The organism is Vibrio sp. Vb1574 (genome assembly GCF_033338675.1).
Genome location: NZ_JAWOTC010000037.1, coordinates 12807 through 39409 on the forward strand (window position 1 = coordinate 12807; position 26603 = coordinate 39409).

At 44.6% G+C, this 26603-nt stretch carries 18 protein-coding genes; 12 read left to right on the top strand and 6 right to left on the bottom strand.

What is annotated here, in order from left to right:
* Positions 1-38: 38 nt before the first annotated feature.
* Positions 39-1589, top strand: coding sequence for an alpha-glucoside-specific PTS transporter subunit IIBC (locus R7O12_RS18475; protein ID WP_054576204.1), 1551 nt, complete (start codon positions 39-41; stop codon positions 1587-1589).
* 178 nt (positions 1590-1767) lie between these two features.
* Here R7O12_RS18475 and R7O12_RS18480 read toward each other — a convergent pair whose 3' ends face one another.
* From R7O12_RS18480 to R7O12_RS18490, 3 genes are all read right to left on the bottom strand, one after another.
* Positions 1768-3798 carry an acetoacetate--CoA ligase gene (locus R7O12_RS18480; RefSeq protein ID WP_318126227.1) on the bottom strand — a complete coding sequence of 677 codons (2031 nt, stop codon included), beginning with the start codon at positions 3796-3798 and terminating at the stop codon, positions 1768-1770.
* Positions 3799-3884: 86 nt separating this feature from the next.
* Entirely contained in the window at positions 3885-4811 is a 927-nt protein-coding gene (locus tag R7O12_RS18485) for an electron transfer flavoprotein subunit alpha/FixB family protein (protein WP_017820355.1), read from the bottom strand.
* Entirely contained in the window at positions 4808-5560 is a 753-nt protein-coding gene (locus R7O12_RS18490) for an electron transfer flavoprotein subunit beta/FixA family protein (protein ID WP_005386149.1), read from the bottom strand. The genes R7O12_RS18485 and R7O12_RS18490 overlap by 4 nt, the downstream gene beginning before the upstream one ends.
* A 155-nt stretch (positions 5561-5715) precedes the next feature.
* On the opposite strand from R7O12_RS18490, the gene R7O12_RS18495 reads away from it, so the two are divergent.
* The 9 genes from R7O12_RS18495 to R7O12_RS18535 all read left to right on the top strand — a co-directional run bounded on the left by R7O12_RS18495 (position 5716) and on the right by R7O12_RS18535 (position 16457).
* Positions 5716-7353: an electron transfer flavoprotein-ubiquinone oxidoreductase gene (locus R7O12_RS18495; protein ID WP_064354685.1), complete on the top strand. Its 1638-nt coding sequence runs from the start codon at positions 5716-5718 to the stop codon at positions 7351-7353.
* A 242-nt stretch (positions 7354-7595) separates the two neighbouring features.
* Positions 7596-8396 (top strand): ABC transporter ATP-binding protein, encoded by an 801-nt coding sequence (locus R7O12_RS18500; RefSeq protein WP_005373297.1) that lies wholly within the window; start codon positions 7596-7598, stop codon positions 8394-8396.
* Positions 8396-10348, top strand: a complete 1953-nt coding sequence (locus R7O12_RS18505) for a long-chain fatty acid--CoA ligase (protein ID WP_154204278.1) — start codon at positions 8396-8398, stop codon at positions 10346-10348. Before R7O12_RS18500 ends, R7O12_RS18505 begins: the two co-directional genes overlap by 1 nt.
* The gene (locus R7O12_RS18510; RefSeq protein ID WP_005373295.1) at positions 10348-11241 is read left to right on the top strand and encodes a branched-chain amino acid ABC transporter permease; all 894 of its coding nucleotides are present in this window, start codon (positions 10348-10350) and stop codon (positions 11239-11241) included. The genes R7O12_RS18505 and R7O12_RS18510 overlap by 1 nt, the downstream gene beginning before the upstream one ends.
* Before the next feature lie 11 nt (positions 11242-11252).
* Entirely contained in the window at positions 11253-12320 is a 1068-nt protein-coding gene (locus tag R7O12_RS18515) for a branched-chain amino acid ABC transporter permease (RefSeq protein ID WP_005382737.1), read from the top strand.
* Between the two features lie 45 nt (positions 12321-12365).
* Positions 12366-13610 (top strand): ABC transporter substrate-binding protein, encoded by a 1245-nt coding sequence (locus R7O12_RS18520; RefSeq protein WP_005373285.1) that lies wholly within the window; start codon positions 12366-12368, stop codon positions 13608-13610.
* 80 nt (positions 13611-13690) lie between these two features.
* Positions 13691-14512, top strand: a complete 822-nt coding sequence (locus R7O12_RS18525; RefSeq protein ID WP_005373283.1) for an ABC transporter ATP-binding protein — start codon at positions 13691-13693, stop codon at positions 14510-14512.
* A gap of 9 nt (positions 14513-14521) precedes the next feature.
* Entirely contained in the window at positions 14522-15724 is a 1203-nt protein-coding gene (locus R7O12_RS18530; protein WP_318126229.1) for a phenylacetate--CoA ligase family protein, read from the top strand.
* A gap of 136 nt (positions 15725-15860) precedes the next feature.
* On the top strand, positions 15861-16457 hold the full coding sequence (locus R7O12_RS18535; RefSeq protein ID WP_053304709.1) for a methyltransferase domain-containing protein: 597 nt from the start codon (positions 15861-15863) through the stop codon (positions 16455-16457).
* Between the two features lie 288 nt (positions 16458-16745).
* Here R7O12_RS18535 and R7O12_RS18540 read toward each other — a convergent pair whose 3' ends face one another.
* Genes R7O12_RS18540 through budA form a run of 3 tightly spaced genes read right to left on the bottom strand, consistent with a single transcriptional unit; the run spans position 16746 to position 20019 of the window.
* Complete coding sequence (locus tag R7O12_RS18540) at positions 16746-17504, bottom strand: SDR family NAD(P)-dependent oxidoreductase (protein ID WP_064369317.1); 759 nt, start codon at positions 17502-17504, stop codon at positions 16746-16748.
* On the bottom strand, positions 17501-19204 hold the full coding sequence (alsS, locus tag R7O12_RS18545; protein WP_318126232.1) for an acetolactate synthase AlsS: 1704 nt from the start codon (positions 19202-19204) through the stop codon (positions 17501-17503). The genes R7O12_RS18540 and alsS overlap by 4 nt, the downstream gene beginning before the upstream one ends.
* A 29-nt stretch (positions 19205-19233) precedes the next feature.
* Positions 19234-20019: an acetolactate decarboxylase gene (gene budA / locus R7O12_RS18550; protein ID WP_005373273.1), complete on the bottom strand. Its 786-nt coding sequence runs from the start codon at positions 20017-20019 to the stop codon at positions 19234-19236.
* Between the two features lie 97 nt (positions 20020-20116).
* Between budA and R7O12_RS18555 the strand changes: the two genes are divergently transcribed.
* Positions 20117-21004, top strand: a complete 888-nt coding sequence (locus R7O12_RS18555; protein ID WP_086047476.1) for a LysR family transcriptional regulator — start codon at positions 20117-20119, stop codon at positions 21002-21004.
* Between the two features lie 279 nt (positions 21005-21283).
* Positions 21284-26603: DUF4011 domain-containing protein (locus tag R7O12_RS18560; RefSeq protein ID WP_318126235.1), on the top strand; the 5320-nt coding region annotated here is incomplete at its 3' end.

Sequence of the window (26603 nt, forward strand, 5' to 3'; positions counted from 1 at the left end):
CCTACTTGTAGGCTCCGTGAATGAAACAAGAGGTTTATATGAAAGATATTATTCAAAGGTTCGGGGCCGCGATGTTTGTTCCCGTTCTATTATTTCCAGCAGCGGGCATGTTATTGGGTTTCTCTGTTGTGCTGTTAAATCAAGAAGTGTTTCCTTGGGCACTAGAGGGGAGTGCTTGGGTTAAAGTCTCGACGATCATTTTACAGGCATCACTCGCTGTATTTAAAAATATGGCACTTATTTTTGCCGTTGGGTTACCTATCGCTTTAGCTAAAAAAGCATCTGGTCGCGCTGTACTTGCAACACTTGTTTCCTATATTACGTATAACTACGTTATTGGTGGAATCCTTCAATTTTGGGGGCCAGAACTGGGCGTGAACTATACGGAAGGTGAGCGAGGTTTGACTGAAGTTGGTGGCATTCTAACGCTTGATACCAACTTGCTAGGTGCCATTTTAATTGCAAGTCTCTCTGTTTGGGTTCACAACCGATTCTTTGATAAAAAGCTACCGGATTGGGCAGCTGTATTTGGCGGAACGCCATTGGTTGTGATCATTAGTTTCCCCATTATGGTCGTGATGGCAATTCTAACTTGTTTGACTTGGCCAAGTATTCAGCATGGTATTAATAATCTGCAATCATTCTTGGTTTCTGCTGGATCGTTAGGGGTATGGCTATTTACGTTTTTAGAGCGAATCATGATACCAACGGGGTTGCATCATTTCGTATATGGTCCCGTTTTTTATGGGCCAGTTGCAGTCGATGGCGGAACGGTTGCCTATTGGATTCAAAATATACAGACATTCGCCCAGAGCTCGGAAAGTTTAACGACACAATTTCCTCAGGGTGGTTTGATGTTGACGGGAATGGGTAAAGTGTTTGGTTGTACGGGTATCGCACTAGCACTCTATTCAGTTGCGAAAAAAGAAAATAAAAAGATGGTGATGGGGTTAGTGCTCGGAGCCGCAATCACAGCAATTCTTACAGGGATCACCGAACCAATAGAGTTTACATTCTTATTTATCGCACCTGCGCTGTTTGCTTTGCATGCGTTGTTATCTGCGACAATGGCAACGATCGCCTTTATGTTTGGTGTTTCCGGTAACTTTCAGACTGGTTTGATAGACTTCATTTTCCAAAACTGGTTGCCTTTGGCTGGTAACCATGCGGGAACATACGTGATTCAGATTATTATTGGTCTCATGTTTACTGGTGTTTACTTTGTTACGTTTCGCGCGCTTATTTTAAAATACAACATACTTACTCCGGGACGTGAAGGTGCAGATAGTAAGTTATATTCAAAAGCTGACTACAAAGAAGCGAAAGCGGTCCATAACAGTAGCGCAAGTCCGTCACAAGCTAGTGCCTTTATTGAAGGTTTGGGTGGAAAAGAAAACATTGAATTGTTAACTAATTGCGCGACGCGTCTGCGTGTTAAAGTTAAAGATGTCTCTCTGGTAAAGGAGAACGCATTTTTCACACAGCACGGAGCGGTGAATATTGTTAGAAATCAAGAGAGCCTTCAAATCATCGTTGGTTTAACGGTGCCACAAGTTCGCGAAGATATGAGCCAACTGATAAAAGCTTAACCCCCAAACTAATGCTCCAGCTCATATGGCTCAAAGGTGAGATAGAATTATCTCACCTTTTTTGTGTACATGAAGCATATTTCGCGCAGTTTCCACGAAAGTGGGGAGGAGTTATCGAGCGAGCTAAAAATACAGTTAGGTTATACCCGTCTGTATTGTTGGAAGACTTGTTGAGTCTCTAAGTGACGGTGGCGCCACTTTCTATGTTGAAAAGCGTTTTAATTTCTTCCAGCACTTCTGGGTTAGCAATAGCACCAATGTTTTTTACAGCTTGTCCGTTTACCAATTGTTTCACTGCTAGCTCAACCAATTTGCCTGAGCGCGTTTTAGGAATATTACTGATAGCAAAAATTTGTCGTGGGACATGGCGCGGTGAACATTTTGTTTTCAATGTTTGGCGAATTGAATCGGTGAGTTGTTGGGTTAACTCGACGTTGTGAGCGAGTTTTACTAGTAACCAGATTTCTTCAGACTGCTGGTTTAACTTGCCGACAGCGATGGAGTCTTCAACCTCGGGTAACGCGTTCACTTGTTGATAGATTTCAGCGGTACCGATTCGTACGCCGCCTGGATTTAAGGTTGCGTCACTACGGCCATAAAAAATAAAGCCGCCATGTTCGGTTTGCATCACATCGTCGCCATGGTGCCAGATATCGGTAAACTTGCTCCAATAAGCGTTGTGATAACGTTCGCCGTTGTCGTTCCAGAAACCAATAGGGAAGCTAGGTAGTGAGTTATTACAAGTCAGTTCGCCACGTTTTTGCGTAATAGTATGTCCATCACCCTCTAGAACACGTGCGTCGATTCCCAGCCCTGCGCCTTGGCATTCACCTTTGTAAACTGGTGAGATTGGGTTTCCAAGTACAAAGCATCCGCAAATATCTGTGCCGCCAGCAATAGAAGCGAGATGCAAGTCCTGCTTGATGTGCTGATAGACATAATTAAATTGTTCTGGGTAAAGCACCGAACCAGTTGAGCACAGAGTTTTGAGTGACTTCAAGTTATGTTCTAGTTTTGGAGAGCAGTTCGCATGCTCCAGTGCTTCTAAGTATTTCGCTGAAGTACCAAACAGCGACACGTTATGTTCTTCTGCTAATCGCCATAAGACGGAGTGATCAGGATAAACCGGACTACCGTCGTAAATCACTAAGGTTGCTCCACTCGCAAGAGCGGAAACATGCCAGTTCCACATCATCCAACCACATGTTGTGTAGTAGAAAACCTTGTCTTGCGATTTGATGTCGCAATGCAGTTGATGTTCTTTGAGGTGATTGAGCAAGGTACCGCCTGCGGAATGGACAATACACTTAGGTTGACCTGTTGTACCAGAAGAATACAAAATGAATAACGGGTCATTAAACAGTACTGATTGATATTGAATTGATTGTGGAGAAAAGTGGTGAGTAATATCGGACCAAGAAACAAACTCAGAAGTGCTAGCACTCTCAGCGTTTTGTAAATATTCGATTTGGCATACGCTAATAGTAGTCTCTTCGGAGGCACTGCTTAACTTACTACTAAGAGTGGTGTTCTTGTCCGTCATATCGAAAGCTTTGCCTCCGAACTGGTAGCCATCACAGCAAAAAAGAACTTTCGGTTTGACCTGACCAAAACGCTCTACGACGCTATCGATACCAAAATCAGGAGAGGTTGAAGTCCAAATGGCACCAAGACTGGTGGTGGCCAGCATGGCAATAACGGTTTCAGGAAGGTAGGGCAAATAACCCGCAACGACATCGCCTTTACCGACACCACAATTGAGTAGCCATTGTTGAATGGCGGAAACTTGTTCAAGCAACTGTTTACCGGTGAGTTGTCGGTGTTCACCGCTTTCATTGCTAAAAACAATAAACTCACGCTCTGGTGATTGTTCAGCCTGAGATAGGAGGTTCTCTGCGTAGTTCAGCGTGGCGTCAGCAAACCATACTGTGTCTCTATTTACATGGTGATGATTAGAACCTGTTTGTGTCCATTTGGGACTGCCAAGGCTCTTGATTTGCGAACCCATATCTCCGATTACGTTGCAAAACTGCCAAGTATGTCGCCAAAATTCATCATTGTGCTCAATGGACCACTGGTGTAGAGACGTGTAATTGTTGATTACGGTACCTTCGGCTTTGTCTTTATTAACCTTTTCGATGAACCGTAATAAGTTGCTATTGCTGACGCGCTCAGCAGATGGTGACCAAATAGGTGCAGATTTTGGCATAGGTCCCTCTAATTTCGTTTCTTTTGAATATGACCAAAACAAAATAAAGGGGCGAACATAGCAGTGTTCGCCCCTTATCTGATCGTTTAAAGTTGTTCGGCAAGCTGAGGTAGTACCTCGAATAAATCACCAACCAATCCATAGTCGGCAACTTCAAAGATAGGAGATTCTGGATCTTTGTTGATCGCGACAATCACCTTGGATTCCTTCATTCCTGCAAGATGCTGGATGGCACCGGAAATCCCAACCGCTATATAAAGCTTAGGTGCAACGATTTTACCGGTTTGACCCACTTGTAAGTCGTTGGCAACAAACCCGGCATCAACCGCCGCGCGAGAAGCGCCAATGGCAGCACCTAGTTTATCGGCAACTTGTTCGATCAACGCGAAGTTCTCTTTGCTACCGACCCCGCGTCCACCTGACACAACCACCTCTGCCGCGCTTAATTCAGGACGTTCTGACACGGTTTTATCGACAGAAACCAATTCAACCATTGGAGCTGAGATAGTGACCTGCTGATGCTTAATATCAGCTTGGTTGTGACAAGTAACCGGCTCAAACGCAGACGCGCGCACGGTGATGACGCGAACCTTGTCGCTGGTGGTCACTTTGGCAAATGCGTTTCCTGCGTAAATAGGGCGGATAAAAGTGTTTTCATCGATAACTTGGACAATATCGGAAATTTGCCCAACGCCGAACTTCGCTGCTACTCGCGGTGCTAGATCTTTCCCTTTTGATGATGAGCTAGCCCAGATTGCGTCAAAGCCTTCAGCAATACTCACTACAATAGGTGCGATACTCTCGGCAAATTGATGCTTAAGTTGTTCATCATCGACACAAATTACGTTTGATATACCATCAACGCGACAAGCTTGCTGAGCGACTTCTTCACACTGGTGGCCCACTACGATCAAAACATTGTCTTGGCTGACTTGTTTTGCTGCATTAACCACTTTGAGTGTGTCCGCATGCAATTGGTTATTGTCATGTTCTGCTATGATTAAGTTCTTCATGAAATCACCTTCGCTTCGTTACGCAGCTTATCGAGAAGCTCTGAGACAGATTCAACCTTGATGCCACCTTTTCTTTGCGCTGGCGGTGTGACTTCTTGAATGGTTTGGCTAAATACCACTTCAACACCCAGACTGTCAGGTGTGATGGTATCTAACGGCTTGCGCTTAGCTTTCATGATATTAGGCAAAGAGGCAAAACGCGGTTCATTCAGGCGTAAGTCAGTACTGATCACCGCAGGTAAGTTCATCGCGACCGTCATCAAGCCGCCGTCCACTTCTCTCACGACCTGAACTTTTTGATCTTCTATCTTCACGTCGGAAGCGAAAGTTGCTTGAGGCCAGTCAAGTAGGGCAGCCAGCATCTGAGCCACTTGGTTGTTGTCCGTATCAATGGATTGTTTACCCGTAATCACAAGCTGTGCTTGTTCTTGCTCAACTAGAGCTTTGAGCAGCTTAGCAACAACTAATGGCTCTATTTTGTCTTCAGTATCGACATGAATAGCGCGATCGGCGCCTAATGCAAGCGCGGTACGTAGTTGCTCCTGACACTGGCTACCGCCGGCACTGACAACGATGACTTCATCTGCAATACCTTGCTCCTTTAGTCGTACGGCTTCTTCAACGGCTATTTCGCAAAATGGATTAATCGTCATCTTGACGTTATTGGTTTCAACATCGCTATGGTCCGCTTTCACGCGAACTTTAACGTAGGGATCAATGACCCTTTTGATTGGCACTAGTATTTTCACGTTAGATTCCTTTTACAGTGAAGACTATGTGTTAACAGTGAAGACGATGTGATGACGTCTTTAAAATGATGTTAATTTACCTTTACGTTTGCGTCAACTTTAAATATATTGTTGATTAACAAGTTGGCAACATGCAAAGAAAAAGGAATGCAATCATGGAAAGAGACTGCATGGAATTTGATGTTCTGATTGTAGGCGCAGGTCCCGCAGGCTTGTCTGCGGCATGCCGAATCAAACAATTAGCAGCAGAAAAAAAACAAGAGCTCTCTGTTTGCGTGGTAGAAAAAGGTTCTGAAGTTGGAGCGCATATTTTATCGGGTGCGGTGTTTGAAACGCGGAGTTTGGATGAGCTTTTTCCCGACTGGGAAGAGAAAGGCGCTCCGCTCAATACCAAAGTAAACCAAGATAAAACCTACTATCTAGGCAATGACATCAATGGTCATGAACTGCCTTCTTGGGCGGTGCCTAATACGTTACATAACAAAGGTAATTACATCATAAGTTTGGGCAGTCTATGCCGATGGATGGCGTTGCAGGCTGAGAACTTGGGGGTGGAGGTCTACCCAGGTTTTACCGCCAGTCAAGCGATCATCGATGAAGATAGTCGTGTTTGTGGCGTGATCACGGGCGATATGGGATTAGATAAAAATGGTGAACAAAAAGGAAATTTCGAACCTGGTATTGAACTACGAGCGAAGTTTACTTTATTTGCTGAAGGCGCACGGGGGCATATTGGTAAGCAGTTGATTAACCGATTTAATCTTGCTGAAGAGAAAACGCCTCAACACTACGCTATCGGTTTTAAAGAGCTGTGGGAAATCCCATCAGAGCAGCATCAGCAAGGTTTAGTAGTGCACGGATTAGGCTGGCCGTTATCAAACGAAGCCACAGGTGGCAGTTATCTCTACCATTTAGAGGGAAACCAAGTTGCCGTCGGGTTGATTGTTGACTTGAATTATAAGAATCCGCACTTGAGTCCATTTGATGAGTTTCAACGTTTTAAACACCACCCGTTGATTGAGCAATACCTCAAAAATGGGAAGCGTATTAGCTATGGCGCGAGAGCGATCACCAAGGGCGGCTTTCATTCGCTTCCCACGCAGCAGTTTGCTGGTGGCTTGTTAATTGGCTGTGATGCAGGAACACTTAACGGCGCTAAAATCAAAGGCACACACACCGCAATGAAATCTGGCATGCTTGCCGCTGAAGCAGTATGTGAAGCCCTTGAGAGTCAGTCAGTTACTGCTGATTATCAAAAGCATTTCAAACAGTCTTGGCTGTATGAAGAGCTTTATCAAGCACGTAACTTCTCAAGTGGTATTCACCGCTTTGGATCGTGGCTGGGCGGTGGTTTAGCGCTGCTGGAACATAACGTATTAAAAGGCAAAGCTAAGTGGCATATCCGCTGTGATAAGCCTGATCATCAGTCTCTGTTATTGGCGGAAAACAGCAATGAAATTGTCTATCCGAAGCCTGATGGCGTGTTAAGTTTCGATCGCCTCTCTTCTGTTTATCTATCCAATATCTTCCATGAGGAAGATCAACCATGCCACTTACGACTGGAGAACCAGCGGATTCCTATTGAGCAGAACCTTGAATTATATGCAGAGCCAGCACAGCGCTATTGTCCGGCTGGCGTGTATGAAATCGTACAGGGGGAGCAGCAGCCAGAGCTTCAAATAAATGCGGCCAACTGTATCCACTGTAAGACCTGCGACATCAAAGATCCAAGTCAAAATATTACCTGGACTCCACCAGAAGGTGGTGGTGGTCCGAACTATCCAAATATGTAAGCGTTTGAGAATAATTTTTATTAACAATTTATTTACTTAAAGTTTGCGTTAGTTCAAATCTTTCTCGATGAACTCGATTGCAACTTAATCTTTCAGGCACTATTCTGATTTTAAATTGACGTTTACGTAAACTGAATACAAAGTTGATGCATAGGTGTAAAAGCGGTTACCAGTATCAAAGTTAGGTTTGATCAAATAGTGCTCAATGGAACGCACTTAAAATAACGAAAGGGAGATCAACTATGGTATCGGAATCGCCTCTGTTGCAGGTAAACGATATTTCATTGGCTTTTGGTGGGGTGAAAGCTTTAACTGACGTGAGCTTCCATGTGAATGAAAAGGAAATTTTTTCAATCATTGGTCCAAACGGTGCAGGTAAAACCTCAATGCTCAATTGCATCTCTGGTCGATACACACCAAACAAAGGCTCTGTAATCTTCGCTGGAGATGACGTAACTAAACGTACACCAAGCCAACGAGCTGAGTTAGGGCTGGGAAGAACCTTCCAAAACTTAGCGCTCTTTTCTCATATGTCGGTACTGGACAACATCATGGTTGGCCGACACCACCTACTGAAAAATAACTTCGTCACGGGGCCACTCTATTGGTTCTCCAATGCGCAGAAAGAAGAGATGGCGCACCGCAAATATGTGGAAGACGTGATCGATTTTCTAGAAATCCAGCACATCCGAAAAGCGACTGCAGGCACGCTATCTTACGGCTTACGTAAGCGTGTAGAGCTTGCTCGTGCCATTGCCTTAAAACCTAAGTTACTGCTGCTTGATGAACCAATGGCAGGTATGAACTTGGAAGAAAAGGAAGACATGGCACGTTACATCATGGATCTGAATGAAGAATTAGATATCACGATCATCATGATTGAGCACGACATGGGCGTGGTCATGGACATCTCTAATCGCGTTTTGGTTTTGGATTTCGGTAAACACATTGCTACGGGTGAGCCTGAAGAAGTGATGGCCAACCCACATGTGAAACAAGCGTACTTAGGCGAAGAGTTACCGACATTAGAGGAGAGTGCATAATGGCACAGCAACATAATGATTGGGCAGATATAACCCGCTTAGATACCTTTCCAAAAGTGTTGCAACACAATGCCAAGAACTGGCCCGAACAAGTCGCAATGCGTGAAAAGGAGTTTGGTATATGGCGAGAGTTCACTTGGAAGGATTATGAAAACCGCGTCAAGTGGATGGCACTGGCACTACGAGATTTGGGTATTGGTGAGCAAGATGTCGTTGGTTTGCTAGGTGATAACCGCCCTGAATGGGTATGGGGCGAGTTAGCGGCACATGCGATCAAAGGTTTCTCGCTGGGCATCTATCAAGATTCTATGCACGAAGAGGTGGCGTACCTTATCAACTATGCAAAAGCAAAAGTCGTGATTGCCGAAGATGAAGAGCAATGCGACAAGCTGCTTGAGCTTGGTGATGAAATTCCTAGCGTTGAATACATTATTTACTGCGATCCTCGTGGAATGCGTAAATACGATGATCCAAGATTAATTGATGTTGAACAGGTCTACAAAAAAGGTCAGCTGATTGATAAAGCGGACCCAGACAAATATCTCAATATGGTTGTTGAAACCAAAGGCAGCGATCTTTCAATTCTTTGTACTACGTCGGGTACGACTTCTAAACCAAAATTGGCTCAGCTACACAGTGGCACGTTCTTGGATCACTGTGCGGCTTACTTGCGTGCAGACCCTCGTTCCCCAGGCGACAACTACGTTTCTGTTCTGCCTTTGCCTTGGATTATGGAGCAGGTTTACGTGGTTGGTCAGGCGTTGATTTCTCGTCAAATCGTTAACTTTGTGGAAGAACAAGAAACCATGATGTCCGACTTGCGTGAAATCGGTCCAAACTTTGTGCTGTTAGCGCCACGTGTGTGGGAAAACATTGTGGCAGACGTGTCTGCACGAATGATGGATTCGACACCGTTTAAGCAAAAGATGTACAAACTGGGCATGAGCTTAGCCAACAAAGCGCTGGAGCAGGGCAAACGCTCTAAGTTGGCTGAATGGATTCTTCTGCGTGCTCTGCGTGACCGTTTAGGCTTTTCGAACCTGACATCTGCGGCAACCGGCGGTGCGGCGATGGGACCGGATACTTTCCGTTACCTACAAGCTATTGGTGTGCCACTTAAGCAGCTTTATGGTCAGACCGAAATGTGTGGCGCATACACTGTGCACCAAGCGGACGATGTGGATTACGATTCCGTTGGTGTTGCGTTTGATAATGCAGATGTGAAAGTCATCAACCCGGACAGCAATGGCGTTGGTGAAATCATCGCGAAAAGTACAGGCATGTTTACTGGCTACTTAAACAACCAAGCAGCATATGATGAAGATGTTCAAGATGGTTGGATGCACACAGGCGATGCGGGCTATTTTAAAGATTCCGGTCACTTGGTGGTGATTGATCGTCTGAAAGATATGTCGGAAACCAGCCATGGCGACCGTTATTCGCCACAGTTTATCGAAAACAAACTCAAGTTCTCGCCGTTTATTGCAGAAGCCGTGGTGGTAGGTAAAGGTCGACCTTGGCTGTCTGCCATCATCTGTATTCGCTATGCGATCGTCGCGAAGTGGGCAGAGCAACGCGGCTTGGCATTTACCAACTACACCAACTTATCTGCTCAACCAGAAGTGTACCAAGCGATTCGTGAAGAAGTTCAAAAAGTGAACGAATCCCTACCGGATGCACAGAAGATCAGCAAATTCATTCTACTTTACAAAGAGCTGGATGCCGACGATGGAGAGCTAACTCGCACACGTAAAGTACGCCGTGGTGTGGTTGCAGAGAAATACGGAGACATCATCGAAACCATCTACAGCGACGATCCAAAAGTCGATGTCGATACAGTGATCACTTATCAAGATGGCACCAAAACACGCATTCAAACGTCGCTAGTTATTGAAACGCTTATTGAGCATGAGCCAACACTAGTGGATAGCGAACAACGGAGGATCGCATAGTGAATACGGATTTATTACTGCAACTCGTCATTAATGGCGTGATCGTTGGCATGTTGTATGGCGTTGTCGCCATGTGCTTTGTATTGATTTACAAATCGACCCAGGTGGTCAACTTTGCTCAGGGTGAGTTTTTGTTGATTGGCGCATGGGTATGTTGGGCGGCATTGGTACACCTACAGTTACCGTTTTTTATAGGCTTTTTACTCACGCTCGCGTTCATGATGATTTTTGGTATCGCCGTGCAAACCATTGTGCTCAGACCGTTGATTGGTGAACCGATTATCTCTGTGATCATGGTGACCATTGGTCTATCGATGTTTTTCCAAGCGCTGATGAAGTGGATATTCGGTGTCTCTGCTGTGTCGTACCCACAAGTGTTCGAAACCAACGTGGTGAATATCGGAGGTTTGAATGTTGAGTTTGCTTACATTCTGAGCTTGATCTTCTCAATGCTCATCATGGGCGCGTTCTACTGGTTCTTCAAATTCAGCAAAATGGGTCTGGCAATGCGCGCAACGGCATTCAACCAGCAAGTAGCCCAGAGTCTTGGCATTTCCATCAAGAAAGTGTTCGCCATCAGTTGGGCCATTTCGGCAATGGTATCTGCAACAGCAGGGATTGTTATCGGTATCGTTAACGGCGTATCTGACGCGCTATCCATTATTGGTATCAAAGTTTTCCCAGCCGTTATTTTAGGTGGCTTAGATTCGGTAGTCGGCGCAATTGTCGGTGGTATCACCATCGGGGTGCTAGAAAACTTGGCTGAGTTTTTTGATAGCCAATACCTGCAAGTGGGTAACTTATACAACATCGCACCATTCTATGTGCTGTTAATCATTCTTGCCTTCAAGCCATATGGCCTGTTTGGTACCAAAGATATTGAGCGTATTTAAGGAGAAATAACATGGCTCAACTTAGCATGCGCCCATGTGGGGATTTTCGAACCACATACAAAAGCGATACGCCAATTTTTGAAACCAAAACCATCAGAAGCCTTGCGATTGCAGGTGTCATCGCCATGCTGGCAGCACCGCTGGTCTTGGATATTTACTTCCTAAACCTGTTTATTCAGATTGCATACCTCGGTATCGCGGCATTGGGCTTAAACATTTTGGTTGGTTTTACCGGACAAATCTCGCTAGGTCACGGTGCGTTCTTTGGCTTTGGCGCCTTTGCATCGGCTTGGCTAAATAACCAGTTTAACATTCCAGTCGTGTTTGCGATTCCGCTCGCGGGTTACTTAACCATGATTGTGGGGATGCTGTTTGGTCTGCCAGCTGCTCGAATTAAAGGTTTATACCTAGCTATCGCAACGTTGGCGGCGCAGTTTATTCTAGAGGACTTCTTTGCTCGCGCAGATTGGTTCAGTGGCGGCTCATACGGTGCTAGCGCGAACCCAATTAATTTGTTTGGCTTTGAGTTTACGACTGACGAAAGCTTCTTCTACATCGCTCTGTTTGCGCTGATCTTCATGTATATGTGGGCATCAAACTTAATCCGTTCTCGTGACGGTCGCGCGTTTGTCTCAGTACGAGATCACTATCTATCAGCAGAGATCATGGGCATCAACCTAACCAAGTATCGTCTGCTCTCATTTGGAGTGTGTGCATTCTATGCAGGCATCGGGGGGGCACTCTACGGACATTATCTAGGGTTTGTATCAGCAGAAGGCTTCACCATCATGATGTCTATCCAGTTCTTGGCAATGATCATCATTGGTGGCTTGGGTTCAGTCAAAGGCACATTGATGGGGACGATATTTATCGTATTGCTGCCTGAAGTTTTGGAGTTTGGCGTAACGGGGCTTTCAGCGTTTGGTGATACCACCGCTTTCACTGATGGTCTGGCTTACTTCAAAGAGATGGCGATTGGTTTAGTCATCATGCTGTTCCTTATTTTCGAACCTCAAGGATTATCGCATCGCTGGCAACAGATTCGAGCATATTGGAAACACTATCCGTTCTCATATTAACGTGGAATTAAGTGGAATATACCTCAATAACAAGGACAACGAGTTATGAACAAAGGACATTTAGCGACAACGTTGGTGCTGTCATCTGCACTGTTTACTACCGCAACTTGGGCAAAAGATTCTGTGTTTGTCGGGCAATTAGTCGATTTTTCTGGACCAACGGCCTATGTGAGCAAGCCTTATGGTTCTGGCGTGCGAGACGCATTGCGTTGGATTAACCAAAACGGTGGCATTAACGGTACCGAGCTCGAATTTGAAACAGTAGACATGGCGTACAAAGTACCAGTGGCGATTTCCAACTATAAACGTTGGGTGGCGCGTAAAGACATGGTTGCGCTGCAAGGTTGGGGTACGGCGGATACCGAAGCACTTATTTCGTTTGTTACCAAAGACAAAGTGCCGGTGTTCTCTGCTTCTTACTCTGGTCACTTAACTGACCCAACTGGCAAAAACCCAAAAACCGCGAAACCAGCGCCTTATAATTTCTTTTATGGTGCGTCGTACTCAGATGCGTGCCGTGCGCTAGTTAAGTGGGCGAAAGAAGATTGGGAATCTAAGGGCAATCAAGGTGCGCCGAAATTTACGCACATTGGCGATAACCATCCATTCCCGAATGCGCCAAAAGAAGCGTGTGCAGAGTACGCCAAAGAGCTTGGTTTTGATGTGCAAAACCCAGTCGTTGTGTCACTAAAACCAGGGGACTTCAAAGCGCAATGTTTGTCGCTGAAAGAGTCAGGCACCAACTACGGTTACATTGCTAATATCGGTAGCTCGGTTATCTCACTAGTGAAGTCTTGTAACACGGTTGGGACAGAGTTCCAGTACATGGCAAACATTTGGGGCGGCGATAAGCCAGTGCTTGAAGCAGCAGGCGATGGCCTTAAAGATTACGTTTTCCCAGGTATGACAGCGTTTTGGGGAGATGATAATGAAGGCATGAAACTGGTCCGTGAGATTTCTAAGCAGTCTGAATCAGAGCCGGGCGAATTCAGAACTCACCATTACATTCGCGGTATTTGTTCTGCGTTCTATATGAAAGAAGCAATGGAGTGGGCGAAAGACAACGGTGGCATCACAGGTGAAAACATCAAGAAGGGCATGTATGTCCATGACAACTGGGTACCACAAGGCTTAGAAGGTGTTTGTGTCCCTGCGAACTGGAAACCGGAAGATCACCGAGGCACAACAACCGTGAACGTCTTTATGGGCAACAACGATGGCGGCGCAGTTGATATTAAGAAAGTATCTCAGGTGACATTGTCACGTCGTGACGATTGGCTAGGTTACTAATCTACGACTTATTAATAACAAAGCTTACTGAAAATAAGGATGGGTGAGAGAACACTCTCACCCTAGCAAGGAGTAGCTTGATGGCTGAATTAGCAACGAATATCGAACCGGCAGAAATACTGCTTTCAGTGAACAACATTGAAGTCGTCTACGACGAAGTAATACTAGTACTTCGCGGTGTGAGTTTAGAAGTTCCAAAAGGGCAGATTGTGACCTTACTGGGCGCCAACGGTGCGGGTAAATCCACAACGTTGAAAGCCATTTCTGGTTTATTGAAAACCGAAGATGGTGAAGTGACGCGCGGCGAAATCAACTTCATGGGCGAGCGTATAGACAACAAAAGCCCGGAAGAGATCGTCCGTTCGGGCATCTTCCAAGTTATGGAAGGGCGCCGAATTGTTGAAGATATGACGGTAATAGAAAATCTTCGCTTAGGCGCTTATACACGCACTGACAACGAAGTTGAACAAGACATCGAAATGGTGTTTGACTATTTCCCGCGACTCAAAGAGCGCACTGGCCTGGCGGGCTATTTGTCTGGCGGTGAGCAACAAATGTTAGCGATTGGCCGAGCGTTAATGGCTCGACCGAAGATGATTTTGTTGGACGAACCGTCTATGGGGCTTTCTCCACTGCTAGTTAAAGAAGTATTCAGCATTATTAACAAGATCAACAAAGAGCAAGGTATTACCATGCTTTTGGTTGAACAGAATGCCAACTTCGCTCTTCAAGCGGCCGATTACGGTTACATCATGGAATCAGGCAAAATCGTACTAGATGGCAGCAAGCACGAATTGCTAAACAATGAAGACGTAAAAGAATTCTACCTTGGCGGCGGCGATGAAGATCGCAAGAGCTTTAAGAATCTGAAATCTTACAAACGTCGTAAGCGTTGGTTGTAAGGAGCAAGGATGAACGAACTATTTGATGCGAAAGAATCGTTGTCTCTACAGGCGCGAGAAGAGTCGCTGTTTCAACGTTTGCCAGCGCTGATTGAGAATTCGAAAGCCAATAGCGAACATTACGCAGCGCATTTTTCTGAGTTAGATCCTACATTGGCAAACAATCGTGAAGGGCTTGCTCAGTTCCCGATTACACGTAAGTTCAATGTACCTAATCAGCAGCAACTTAAACCGCCGTTTGGTGGCTTAAATAGCGTTGCCATTGGTCAAATGGCGCGTGTTTTTCAGTCTCCTGGGCCTTTATATGAGGCTCAAACGGATGAGGCCGATTTCTGGCGTATGGGGCGCGCGTTTCACGCTGCTGGGTTCTGTGCGGGTGATTTAGTGCATAACACGCTCTCTTACCATTTCTCTCCTGGCGGATTTATTATGGATGGTGGCGCAAGAGCTTGTGGTTGCGCTGTATTTCCGGCTGGAGTAGGCAATACCGAAGCGCAAATAGAGGCAATTAAACAGCTTCAACCTAATGGTTACACTGGCACACCTTCGTATTTGCTGACGTTGCTACAAAAGTACCAAGAGACATACGATGAGCTGCCTAGCTTTGAGAAAGCTCTGGTCTCTGGTGAAGCGGTTACAGCAGACATGCAACAGATGTTTGAGGAAAAAGGCATTGCAGTCTTTCAAGCCTACGCAAGTGCAGAGCTTGGTTTGATTGCTTATCAAGTGTCTGGTGAACAAGGATTAGTGATTGCCGAGGATATTATTGTTGAAATCGTTGATCCTGATGGTGTTCCTGTACAACCGGGAGAAGTCGGTGAAGTCGTTGTAACGTCGCTCGATGAGAAGTTCCCGCTGATTCGCTACGCAACGGGAGATTTATCGGCATATCTAGAGATTAGTTCTGATTCTTCACGCACGAATGCACGAATTAAGGGCTGGATGGGACGAGCAGACTCCGCGGTGAAAGTAAAAGGGCTGTTTGTTTATCCGCATCAGATCCAAGAAGTCTGTCGTCGCCACGATATTAAAGGCTCCTTGAAAATTGAGCGCGATGGCTTCAACGATGCCATTACTTTCTGTTGTCATGATGTGCATGTATCAGCAGAGGACATTCAAGCAACACTACAGTCAGTCACTAAACTGAAAGGCAATGTCCAGTTTGTACCGAACCAAGCGGAGCAGCCGTTAATCAATGATCTTCGCAGTTAACTCATTGGTGGCATAAGTGCAGTAGAAAGTGGTTGTCATAAAAAACTAACAACGTCAGACAAAAGGCTAGAAAAGGGATACCACATTGCGCTGCGTATCCCTTTATTTTTTACTACCGCAATCAGGGAGCGGGTAAATGAAACAGGCACCAATGATTAACACACAATTCTGGGATGATTTGTTTATCCGAGGCACTATGCCTTGGGATGCCCAATCGACACCTCAAGAACTCAAGGATTATCTCGACAATTCACTTCATGTAGGCCATTCAGTGTTTATTCCTGGGTGTGGTGCCGCTTATGAACTGAGCACTTTTATTCAATATGGGCATGACGTGATCGCGATGGATTACAGCCAAGAAGCGGTAAAAATGGCGCAATCAACGTTAGGTAACTACAAAGATAAAGTCGTATTGGGTGATGTATTTAATGCCGATTTTTCTCACTCGTTTGATGTCATTTACGAGCGGGCCTTTCTCGCAGCACTATCGAGAGACATGTGGTCAGAATACTTTGCTATGGTGGATAAATTGCTGCCAAGAGACGGTTTGTTAATTGGTTATTTCGTTATAGATGATGATTACCACTCTCGCTTCCCACCATTTTGTTTGCGAAGTGGGGAGTTGGCAGCTTTTCTAGAGCCCACGTTTGAACTTGTGAAGTCCTCAGTGGTGGCAAACAGTGTTGAGGTTTTTAAAGGCAGAGAGCAATGGATGGTGTGGCAGAAACGTTAGTCGTCACTGAGACTTCTTTAGAAAGTATTCGCGGAAACTGTCTGGTTCTTTGTGAATCGCTGATACATAAGTCTTCACTCTATGCCTGATGGAATGCTCACATAGTTTGTCGGTTTGTGTGAAACATTAATTTCTCGTTGCTGGTTTAAGTTGTTGAGATATCTCTAACAGCGGTTGAGTGGTTGAGTTTATTGCTGGCATGGGTTGTGTGCTCAGAGCGTAAAGCGACAGATCAGCATCGATCCGAAAGGTAGTAGAACGTCTCTTACTGATCTGTCTATTTCATGCTTACACTATTTTAGGCTGACCATCTGATGCGGTGGCACCGCCGTCTACAGGTAGGTTTACGCCATTAATGAAAGATGCGTCATCACTTGCCAAGAAAGTCACGACAGACGCAATTTCTTCAGGTTCGGCTGCTCGGCCAAGCGCAATGCGCTCATTGAATTTATCGCGGATGTCCTGCGGCCAGCCGTTTGTCATGTTGGTTTTTACTAAACTTGGGCATACGGCGTTAATTCTTACCCCATCCGCACCATGGTCCAATGCCATCGCTCGGGTAAGGTTCACCACTGCGCCTTTACTCGCGCAATAGAATGCGGCACCCCAGTCACCACCCAAACCGGAAACGGACGCGGTATTTACCATACAACCTTTCGTTTTTAAGAGTTCAGGCAAAGCAAACTTCGAGCAATAAACAACACCATCAATGTTTACACCAGAGATCTTCTTCCAGTCTTCCACACTACCTTCAATCACGGAGCCTGGGACATGTACGCCAGCATTGTTTACTAAAATATCCAGTTTACCGAAACGGGTAACAACATCAGAAATCAGTGCTGCGACTTTGTCTGGATCAGAAACATCAATGGAATGTGCAGACACACGCTGCTTATCAAAGCCCTCAACGGCGTTTGCCAACTGCTCTTCATTCCAATCGGCAAGAGCGACGTTTGCGCCTTCTTCATACAAACGTTTTGCGATGGCCAAACCAATACCATTGGCAGAACCAGTGACGAGTGCGACTTTATTTTTTAATCCTCTCATGCGATTTCTCCTTCGAAACTTATAAAAACGGGATCTTGATTTTTCTCTGTGCGCGGCAACATCAGTTTGTCGTTGTCGCTGTAATCTACTGGGATAGCCACCACTGCTGGTCCTTCAACGTCCATGGCTTTATTCAATGTCGGTAGCAATTCGTGTTGACTAGTCACTGCGAAGCCTTTCGCGCCAAATGACTCGGCGTAGGCCTTGAAATCAATTGGTCCAAATTTCACACCAGAGCAGCGCTGATATTTGTTGATCTCTTGCATTTCTACCATGTTGTAGGCGTTATCAACCCACACAATATGGACGATATTGCAGTTCAGTCTAACCGCGGTTTCTAACTCCATGCTCGATTGCATAAAACCGCCGTCTCCCGATATCGATACCACTTTGCTACCAGGTTTTAGTAGGCTGGCACCAATGGCCCATGGTAGTGCAACGCCCATTGTTTGTTGGCCGTTAGACACCAGCATTTGGCGAGCTCGAAAACAGCTTAAGTAACGAGCGATCCAGATGTGGAAGCTCCCCATATCAAGGCATAGCGTGGTATCTGGTGTGATGATAGATTGCATGGCTTTAATTAGCGCCAGTGGATGAAACCCTTGCTTGTTATAGACATTGGGATAGGTCTTGATCACTTGCCGTTGCAGTGCTACCTCTTCCAGTACTGAAAGTGCCGTTGGGGAAAGGCGAGCATATTCAGAGATATAGCTGCCCATTTTGTCTAATGACTGCGCAATGTTTCCGACGATTTCAACACAAGGTTGATAATTAAGTTGGTATTCTGCTGGTTCAATATCGAGGTGAATCACTGGGTTGCGGTGGCTGTTCCAAAGCTCAGGGTCATACTCTATTGGGCTAAAGCCGATGGTGAGAATTAAATCGGCGTCCCGCAGTAAAACATCGCCAGGTTGGTTATTAAACAAACCGACACGCCCAGCAAAGTGATGATAGTAATTGATGTCTACCGTGCCGGCGGCCTGGTAAGTGCCGACAACGGGTAGCTGCGTATTTTGAAGAAATCGGGCGATAGCAGCAGCGTTTTGACTGCGGCTCGCGTGAAGGCCAAGTAAAACCACACAGCGCTTTGCTTTACTGATTCGACTGACCGCTTCTTCGATTGCTGCGATGTCTGCGCAACCAGGCTGTGTGTAAGGCGAGGGGACAATAATGTCCGTTTGGGTTTGCTCGAATAAGACATCTTGGGGGAGACTCAAAAAGCAAGCCCCAGGACGACCTGACTCTGCGATACGAAATGCGTTCGCCATGATCTCGCTTGCGGCGTCCACATGCTGCACTTCAGCACTGAACTTAGTTATAGAGCGAAAAATACTGACGGTATCCATGCTCTGGTGTGTTTGTTTTTGCTGGTCAGTTCGTTTCACCGCACCACCGATAGCAATCAGCGGATCGCCTTCGGAGTTTGCTGTTGCCACCCCCGTAACTAGATTTCCACAGCCAGGGCCTGACGTAACCATGGTGACGCCTGCTTTGCCGGTTAGTCTTCCCATAACGCCCGCCATAAATGCGCCGTTAGCTTCGTGGCGTACCGGAATCATTTGGATGTTAGAGTCTTCAATCGCATCGAACAGTCGATCGATTTTTGCACCGGGAATACCGAAAATGTACTTAATGCCGAGAGACTCTAGCTGTTGAGCGATCAACTGAGCTCCATTTTTATTTGAAGGTTTGGATTGCATTTGTTGTCCTTATTATTTGCCTGACTTTGTTACTTTTCCGCCTTTTCTATGGCGGTATTTATATCTTCCGGAGCCAAATTGGCGTTGAGGAAGTCTGTCGATACTGGGGTATCAATCACTAGCCGCGAGACTTTGCCAATCTGGAGAAATCCTGACGAAATGCTGTAATCCTGAATATGACCACCTCCTTGGCGGTCATCGGTAATAAAGTGTTCGTGATAGCCGGGCACATTGATGCCAGTCGTATATTTAGGACTGCGAAAGCCGGCGACCACGCCTTGCTTATGCGTGAAGCGGAACGTTGGTTGTTCTTTGACCACTTCAAGCATTGGCCGATAAGGGCGTGTTTGTTTAGGTACGGTGCGAGTACGAACTGAATCGAAAACGCCATCAATGCGCACTGCGCAAAATAGGTTATCGCTTGGAACCATGTCGTCTATGAGGCTATGGACTTCATGACGTGACATGCGCGATGTCAGTGGCAGCTCGATATCAGGCTTAAAAAAAGTCATGACAGCAAAGGGCGTTTTTTGCGCCAGGTCTGCCGGGTTTGCGGAGCCATCCGACTTGAGTTGAAAAACTTCCTTATCAAACGCAATCAACTCACCATCCAATTCATTGAACGTACCTAAACCAAAATCCCCATGTTTCAGCAGTTCTTCTATGGTTGTTGAGCCTTCGTAAACACCAGCGATCAAAGCACTCATTAACGAAGTCTGATAAATCTCACCATCTCCGGTAACGTGATGGTATTCAGAAAATTCTTTCGCTACTTCAAGCGAACAAGCACATAGAGGGTTATAAAATCCACGCATGAGTAAGACCAGTTATGCAATGAAGAGTATATTTAGATTGACTTCTACACGGTGCTAAATCCAATATAAAAAAGATTTATTTTGATATGGAAAATATATGGAATTTCGCTACCTGAAGTATTTTGTCGCGGTCGCCGAGACTCGTCACTTTACCCGAGCAGCTGAACAGTTAGGGATTGCGCAACCTCCTTTGAGTCAACAAATCAAAAAGCTAGAGCACGAGCTTGGCGTGGACTTATTTAAGCGCTTGTCTAGAGGAGTAGAACTGACCCATGCAGGGCAAGTCTTTTATACGGATGCGGTAAATATTCTTGCTGATGTGGAACGCGCTAAAGCAAAAGCCCGACAGATTGCCCGTGGTGAAAATACGCAGGTTAAAATTGGGTTCGCGACGTCAACATCAACCTGCATTAAGGTATTGGAGAGGATTGGGCGTATTCAAGAGAATGGGGTTCATTTACAGACGGCGGAACTGTCAATGCCAGAGCTTGCCACTCAGTTAAAAAGCAAACAACTTGATCTCGCAATCATGCGGCTACCCTGTTACGCCAGTGAGCCTTTTGAGCATAAGGTGTTGTTTAACGACCCGTTTGTCGCAGTGATTCCGGCGGGCCACGAACTGGCAAAATATCCCTGTATCCAGATGAAACAGTTGAGAGGCCATAAAATTTTACTGTTTCCACGAGAGACTGGACCCGCATTGTTTGATGGCATGAGCACACTTTTTGCCGACGCAGGAGTAAGGCTCGAACCACAGTTCGCAGCACCGCAACTTCGTACGACGATTGCCATGGCGCAGGCCGGGTTAGGTATCGCTCTCGTACCGCGCTCACTGGCTGAACATCTCGATGATTCCGCGACAGTCGCCGAGATTGATGATATCCCTCTCACTAGTCGTGTTGTTGTTGCTTGGGAGGCATCTAATCTCAATAAACAAGCGTTAAAAGTAGCCATGCACATCGGTCATGTAGAGGCTCTGCTTTAGGCCAAATCATTAGCTCAACACCGCTTGATAAAAAGGCTTCGTTTTATAAACGTTTTTGTTCTTTGGTGATCCAAATACGATATACACTTAATAAGTTGTATCATATTTTCATTGTGATTTGTTTCACGTTAGAGCTGTTTAAATAGATATTATTTTATCAATATTTACTGTATGACCCATCAATAATCATAGAATTTTAAATTCCAGTTAGACTTGAATGTATTGAGAGAGTAAAAGTTAACTCAGTTTCATATGTCAGCCAGCTGGAAGGAATTGAAAGTGTTAGATACAAGTGTCCAAGAGACATTAATTAACGGCATTGAATTAGATATTGATATTACTCCGACTTTTTCACTTGCTGCTCAGCAAAACTCTTATCCAATAATTAAGTCTATCCGAGTGAGTTACCCTAAAAAAGAGGAACAAGAATCCCCCACATATCGGTCGCTTGTTCTTAAACTCGAAGGAGTTGAAGGCTGGCTAGATGAAACATCATGGCATATTGATCGCTTAGAGCCTGGTGAGGTAGTAAGTTTAAAAGTAAAAGAGTTACAGTTTCCCTTTGATAAGCTGTTTGGGTTAACTGAAGAAGTAAAACTATCTTTGTTTTTTAAATTGATGAGTGACGATGGAGAGGTACTCAAAGAGTGTAAAGTTCCTCTTGATGTTCTGCCTGCTGATTATTGGGGCGGAGAGATCCGTCAACCAGCTCTGTTAGGTGCATTTGTCAAGCCCAACGGTGTATATGTTGAATCTCTTATTCACAAGGTTACACAAGTTCTTGAAAAAGGTGGCTATGGGCGCTCTGTCGATGGCTATCAGTCGAATACACGTGAAAAGCCGTACCTAATGATCGCAGCTTTGTGGAACGTAATTTTTCAAGAAAAGCTAGCTTATGTAAGCCCGCCTAAGGGGTTTGCGAAATTGGGTCAGCGCGTTAGGCTGCCTTCTGATATTAGTAATTCCAGAATGGCGGCTTGTTTGGATTTGTCTGTGTTGTTTGCTAGTTGTATCGAAGCAATGGGTTTGAATCCTGTCGTGGCAATCACGGAAGGTCATGCTTTTGCGGGTGCTTGGCTTATTGATGAAAGATTACCTATCTTAACAAATGATGACCCTCAGGATGTAAGAAAACGGATAGATAACCGTGATCTAGTGTTGTTTGAAACGACTTTAGTTACTAGTGACTCTCCAATTACTTTTGAGCAGTCGAGAGAGCATGCTCGAGAATTGCTATCAGAAGAACATGAAAAACAGTTTGTGATGGTCATTGATATTGCTCAAGCGAGAGCGCAAGCGATAAAACCACTCTCAACCGTAGAAGCTACACGAGAAGAAAAAACGTCAGAAGATACTTCAGTTGAGCTGATGTTACCTGTTGTTCCACCTTTACCCCCTGTGCGAAAAGAAGAACAAGTTATAGAGGAAACTCCAGAAACTAGGATCGATACTTGGTCACGCAAGCTTCTTGATTTAACAAAGAAAAATAGCCTTATTAACTTTAGTGACCGAGCCATTGCGATCAAATTATATTGTCCTGATATTGCTGCGATCGAAGATATGTTGGCAGATGGCGTAAAATTTAAGTTTCAGTCTGCACAGGAAAGTCCTTACTTTGACTCTGAGCGCGATAACGAATTGTTTCGTCTTCAGTCCGGGTCTGATCTCCATCGAAGCTACGCGTTCAATCAAATTCAGAATAAGATTCTGATTGCTAATCAGTCACCTAATAGATTAGAGCGAAACTCTATAGAGTTGTTCCGAAAAGCAAAAAATGATCTGGAAGAGGGTGGTTCGAATACGCTTTTTCTAGCGCTTGGCTTTTTGAAATGGAAAGAGAACCCAGAAGATACAAGAAGTTATAAAGCTCCTCTATTATTAATTCCCGTAAAGCTTACCCGTCGTAGTGCTCGTGCGTCTGTTTACGTCGAGCAACTTCAAGAAGAAGAACCAATTTTTAATCTTACTCTTATTGAGTTTCTGCAATCCGAGCATGATATCAACCTAAGTGAATTTCGAGATGAATTACCGATGGATGATAGTGGTATAGATGTACCTTATGTATGGCACAGAGTAAGAGACGCCGTTAAGGAACAAGCTGGTTTTGAGTTAGTGGAAGAGCTAGTTTTAGGTTCTTTCTCTTTCGCTAAATATCTGATGTGGAAAGATCTTAAAGATCGGTTAGATGATCTCAAGGAAAATTTATTTGTTAAGCATTTAGTTGATAACCCTAGGGACCCATACCCCCAAGAGAGCTCGTTTATCGAACGAGAAGAAATTGATGAGAAATTAGATCCTGCCTCGATTTATACTCCTTTGAACTGCGACAGTTCTCAGTTGGTTGCAGTGGATGCTTCTGCTCGTTCACAAGATTTCGTTCTGGAAGGGCCTCCAGGAACCGGAAAGTCAGAGACTATCGCTAATATCATTGCTCATAATATCGGGCTCGGGCGAAAAGTACTCTTTGTCGCGGAGAAAATGGCTGCACTGAATGTGGTATATCGCCGTTTACAGAAAGTAGGTTTGGATCATCTTTGCTTGGAACTACATAGCAATAAAGCGAACAAACGAGCAGTTCTTGAACAATTAAATAAGGCATGGCAGAAAAGAGAGGGTTTAAGCTCTGAGGAATGGGAAGCGAATATTATAGAGCTCAAGTCGAGGAGAGATGAGCTTAACAATTATGTTCGTGCTTTACATGGAAAATCGGCATTTGGAATCTCAGCCAGAGACGCTATCTCTACCGTTGCATTAAATGGTGAAACCTTAAAAGTCAAGCTAGATTGGCTCCCTGACATAACAGCAGCTCCTATTTCTACAAAAGAGGATTTAGTTAGGATTAAAGAGTTAGTCGGGAGGCTAGCACTAGCATTCTCTGATATTAAGGGCTTGAACATCAACGCATTTATGCCAGTTTTTGCTACTGAGTGGTCGAATGTTTGGCAGTCTAATTTACTTGCTGTTATTGATGACTGGTTAAAAAACTACGATGTTTTAATAGATTGGACACAACAGGTTCAATCGAGTTTTTCACTTACCTCGATACGCCAAACGCTTAAAAATGTTGAAGCACTAGAAAGTGCTTATGAGTTGGCAATGATCGCAACGTTTGAAGATATTGCATTCGCTGTAGATTCTGGTTCAAAAGAACGAATTGCAGCCATTCAAGAGTTGTCGGTATTAAAAGCAGATTACGACCAGCAGCTTAAAGACATATCGCATGGCGTGACTAGCGACAACTTGTCTAAGTTACCCACAGAGAGATGGCTACAATTGGCTGAAGAAGCTAAAACAAGTTGGTTTAAAGCAATATTTCGCAAGCGTAAGATAAATCGCGAAGCGAAAGAGTTTGGTCTGTCTCAAATTGAAGATTTGTTACTTCTTGAAAAAATTGCGACGGTTCAGAAGCTCAAGAGCTCAATAGAAGAACATATCAACATTATTGGGGACTACTCGGTCTGGAAAGGTTGGGATACGTCTCACGAAATATTAGAAAGCACTGCAGTAACAGGAAAAAAAATTCGTGAGATTGTATCTAACCTAGTTAGCTTGACTGATGAACCCTCTGAAATATTGATTGCGATAAGAAAATGGTTTGTAGATGGGAGAGAGTTTTTAGAAGAGTCGAAAGTATATTCAAGTCTAAATAACTTTTCCAAGGCGGTAAAAGAATTCAAAAACTCGAATTCGATTGTTGCGGAACTTGGAGTCAGTATACCCGAGCAAGCTGAACTTGAATCACTATATCGGAATTTTAATGATATAAAGACTCAGTCAAACAAGTTGAAAAACTGGTGTGAGTGGCAATCAGTCAAGCAGAAGGCGTATGACAATAAGCTTGATGTAATGGTTAAAGCTCTGGAATCAGGAGTAAGTAACCCTGAAGAGTTAAATGAGCAATTTCGAGTTGCTTTTTCTTATTGGCTCGCCCCACTTCTTATTGATGCCAGCGATGAGCTTCGAAAGTTCAAAGCTTCAACGCATGAACAAACAATAAAAGAGTTTCAAGTGGTAGACGAACGTGTTGCTAAGATTACAAGCGATTACGTGGTTGCACTTGCTTCGAAGAGTGCTCCTACACAACAATCTATGGAGCAGAGTTCGAAACAATTTGGTGTATTAGCTAAAGAGCTTCAGAAAAAAACTCGGCATATACCAATCCGAAGTTTGATTAGCGAGCTAGGTCATTCGTTATTGGATTTGTGTCCATGTTTAATGATGTCACCATTGTCCGTTGCTCAGTTTTTGCCCTCTGATTTCAGAGGATTTGACTTGGTTGTTTTTGACGAAGCATCACAAATGACCACTTGGGATTCGGTAGGTGCTATAGCGAGAGGGAAAAACGCAATCATTGTCGGTGATCCAAAACAGATGCCCCCAACAAACTTTTTCTCTGCTCGAGGGAATTCGGATGATCCAGATGAAGAAGATCTAGAGTCTATTCTTGACCAAGCGCTTGCTGCGAGGTTACCGCTTAAAAGGTTGATGGGACATTATCGAAGTAGGCATGAAACCCTTATTGCTTTTTCAAATAATAAATATTATGAAAATTCATTAGTAACTTATCCTTCTTCAGAAACAAAAGATTCAGCAGTTTCTTTGCATCGAGTTAATGGAATTTATGCTAAAGGAGCGGGTCGCAACAATACGGCTGAAGCAAAAGCAGTCGTAAATGAAATTGTTCGAAGATTACTGGATAAATATGAACAAGATAAGTCTATAGGTGTAGTAACTTTAAATACTGATCAGCAAAGAACGATTGAAGATCTGTTAGACGACGCAAGAAGACAAAACCCTGCTATCGAAAAATACTTTCAAGAGGGGTCAGGAAGAGATCCTGTTTTTGTTAAGAACCTAGAGTCAGTTCAGGGTGATGAGAGAGACGTAATCATGCTCAGTCTCGCGTATGGTCCTACGGAGCCAGGAGCCAAAACAATGAGTATGAATTTTGGGCCACTCAACAAAAGCGGGGGAGAGCGCCGCTTAAATGTTGCGATTACTCGCGCAACCACGGAGGTTGTTGTCTTTAGTAGTTTTGACTCTTCAATGATTGATTTAAGCAGAACGAACTCGGTTGCCGTTGAGCACTTAAAACACTTCCTTGAATTTGCAGAAAAGGGGCCAATTGCTTTATCTGAGATTGCTTCTGCAGAGCATGGAGTCGATCAATTTGATAGTGATTTTGAAGAAGCGGTAGCTCAAGCTTTAAGAATTAAAGGTTGGAAAATACAAACACAAGTAGGAGTAAGTAAGTTTAGAGTTGATCTCGGAGTACTTCATCCAGACAAGCCTGGCAAGTACATAGCTGGTGTTGAGTGTGATGGGGCTACGTACCACTCTTCTCCTGCAGCCCGAGATAGAGATCGGGTAAGACAGATAGTTTTGGAAGGCCTAGGATGGAATATTGTTAGGTTATGGTCGACGGATTACTTTATTGATCCTGAATATGCAATTGAAAACATTGACTCAAAACTTAGAGAAATACTTGAAGTGGAAAGGGAGCGAGACATACTGCTAGAAGCAGAAGCAGAAGCAGAAGCAGAAGCAGAAGCAGAAGCAGAAGCAGAAGCAGAAGCAGAAGCAGAAGCAGAAGCAGAAG

What these genes read in the sequence shown, in the direction of transcription:
- R7O12_RS18475 (WP_054576204.1), top strand. Translation starts at nt 39, where the DNA reads ATGAAAGATATTATTCAAAGGTTCGGGGCCGCGATGTTTGTTCCCGTT.
- R7O12_RS18480 (WP_318126227.1), bottom strand. Translation starts at nt 3,798, where the DNA reads ATGCCAAAATCTGCACCTATTTGGTCACCATCTGCTGAGCGCGTCAGC.
- R7O12_RS18485 (WP_017820355.1), bottom strand. Translation starts at nt 4,811, where the DNA reads ATGAAGAACTTAATCATAGCAGAACATGACAATAACCAATTGCATGCG.
- R7O12_RS18495 (WP_064354685.1), top strand. Translation starts at nt 5,716, where the DNA reads ATGGAAAGAGACTGCATGGAATTTGATGTTCTGATTGTAGGCGCAGGT.
- R7O12_RS18500 (WP_005373297.1), top strand. Translation starts at nt 7,596, where the DNA reads ATGGTATCGGAATCGCCTCTGTTGCAGGTAAACGATATTTCATTGGCT.
- R7O12_RS18505 (WP_154204278.1), top strand. Translation starts at nt 8,396, where the DNA reads ATGGCACAGCAACATAATGATTGGGCAGATATAACCCGCTTAGATACC.
- R7O12_RS18515 (WP_005382737.1), top strand. Translation starts at nt 11,253, where the DNA reads ATGGCTCAACTTAGCATGCGCCCATGTGGGGATTTTCGAACCACATAC.
- R7O12_RS18520 (WP_005373285.1), top strand. Translation starts at nt 12,366, where the DNA reads ATGAACAAAGGACATTTAGCGACAACGTTGGTGCTGTCATCTGCACTG.
- R7O12_RS18525 (WP_005373283.1), top strand. Translation starts at nt 13,691, where the DNA reads ATGGCTGAATTAGCAACGAATATCGAACCGGCAGAAATACTGCTTTCA.
- R7O12_RS18530 (WP_318126229.1), top strand. Translation starts at nt 14,522, where the DNA reads ATGAACGAACTATTTGATGCGAAAGAATCGTTGTCTCTACAGGCGCGA.
- R7O12_RS18535 (WP_053304709.1), top strand. Translation starts at nt 15,861, where the DNA reads ATGAAACAGGCACCAATGATTAACACACAATTCTGGGATGATTTGTTT.
- R7O12_RS18540 (WP_064369317.1), bottom strand. Translation starts at nt 17,504, where the DNA reads ATGAGAGGATTAAAAAATAAAGTCGCACTCGTCACTGGTTCTGCCAAT.
- alsS (WP_318126232.1), bottom strand. Translation starts at nt 19,204, where the DNA reads ATGCAATCCAAACCTTCAAATAAAAATGGAGCTCAGTTGATCGCTCAA.
- budA (WP_005373273.1), bottom strand. Translation starts at nt 20,019, where the DNA reads ATGCGTGGATTTTATAACCCTCTATGTGCTTGTTCGCTTGAAGTAGCG.
- R7O12_RS18555 (WP_086047476.1), top strand. Translation starts at nt 20,117, where the DNA reads ATGGAATTTCGCTACCTGAAGTATTTTGTCGCGGTCGCCGAGACTCGT.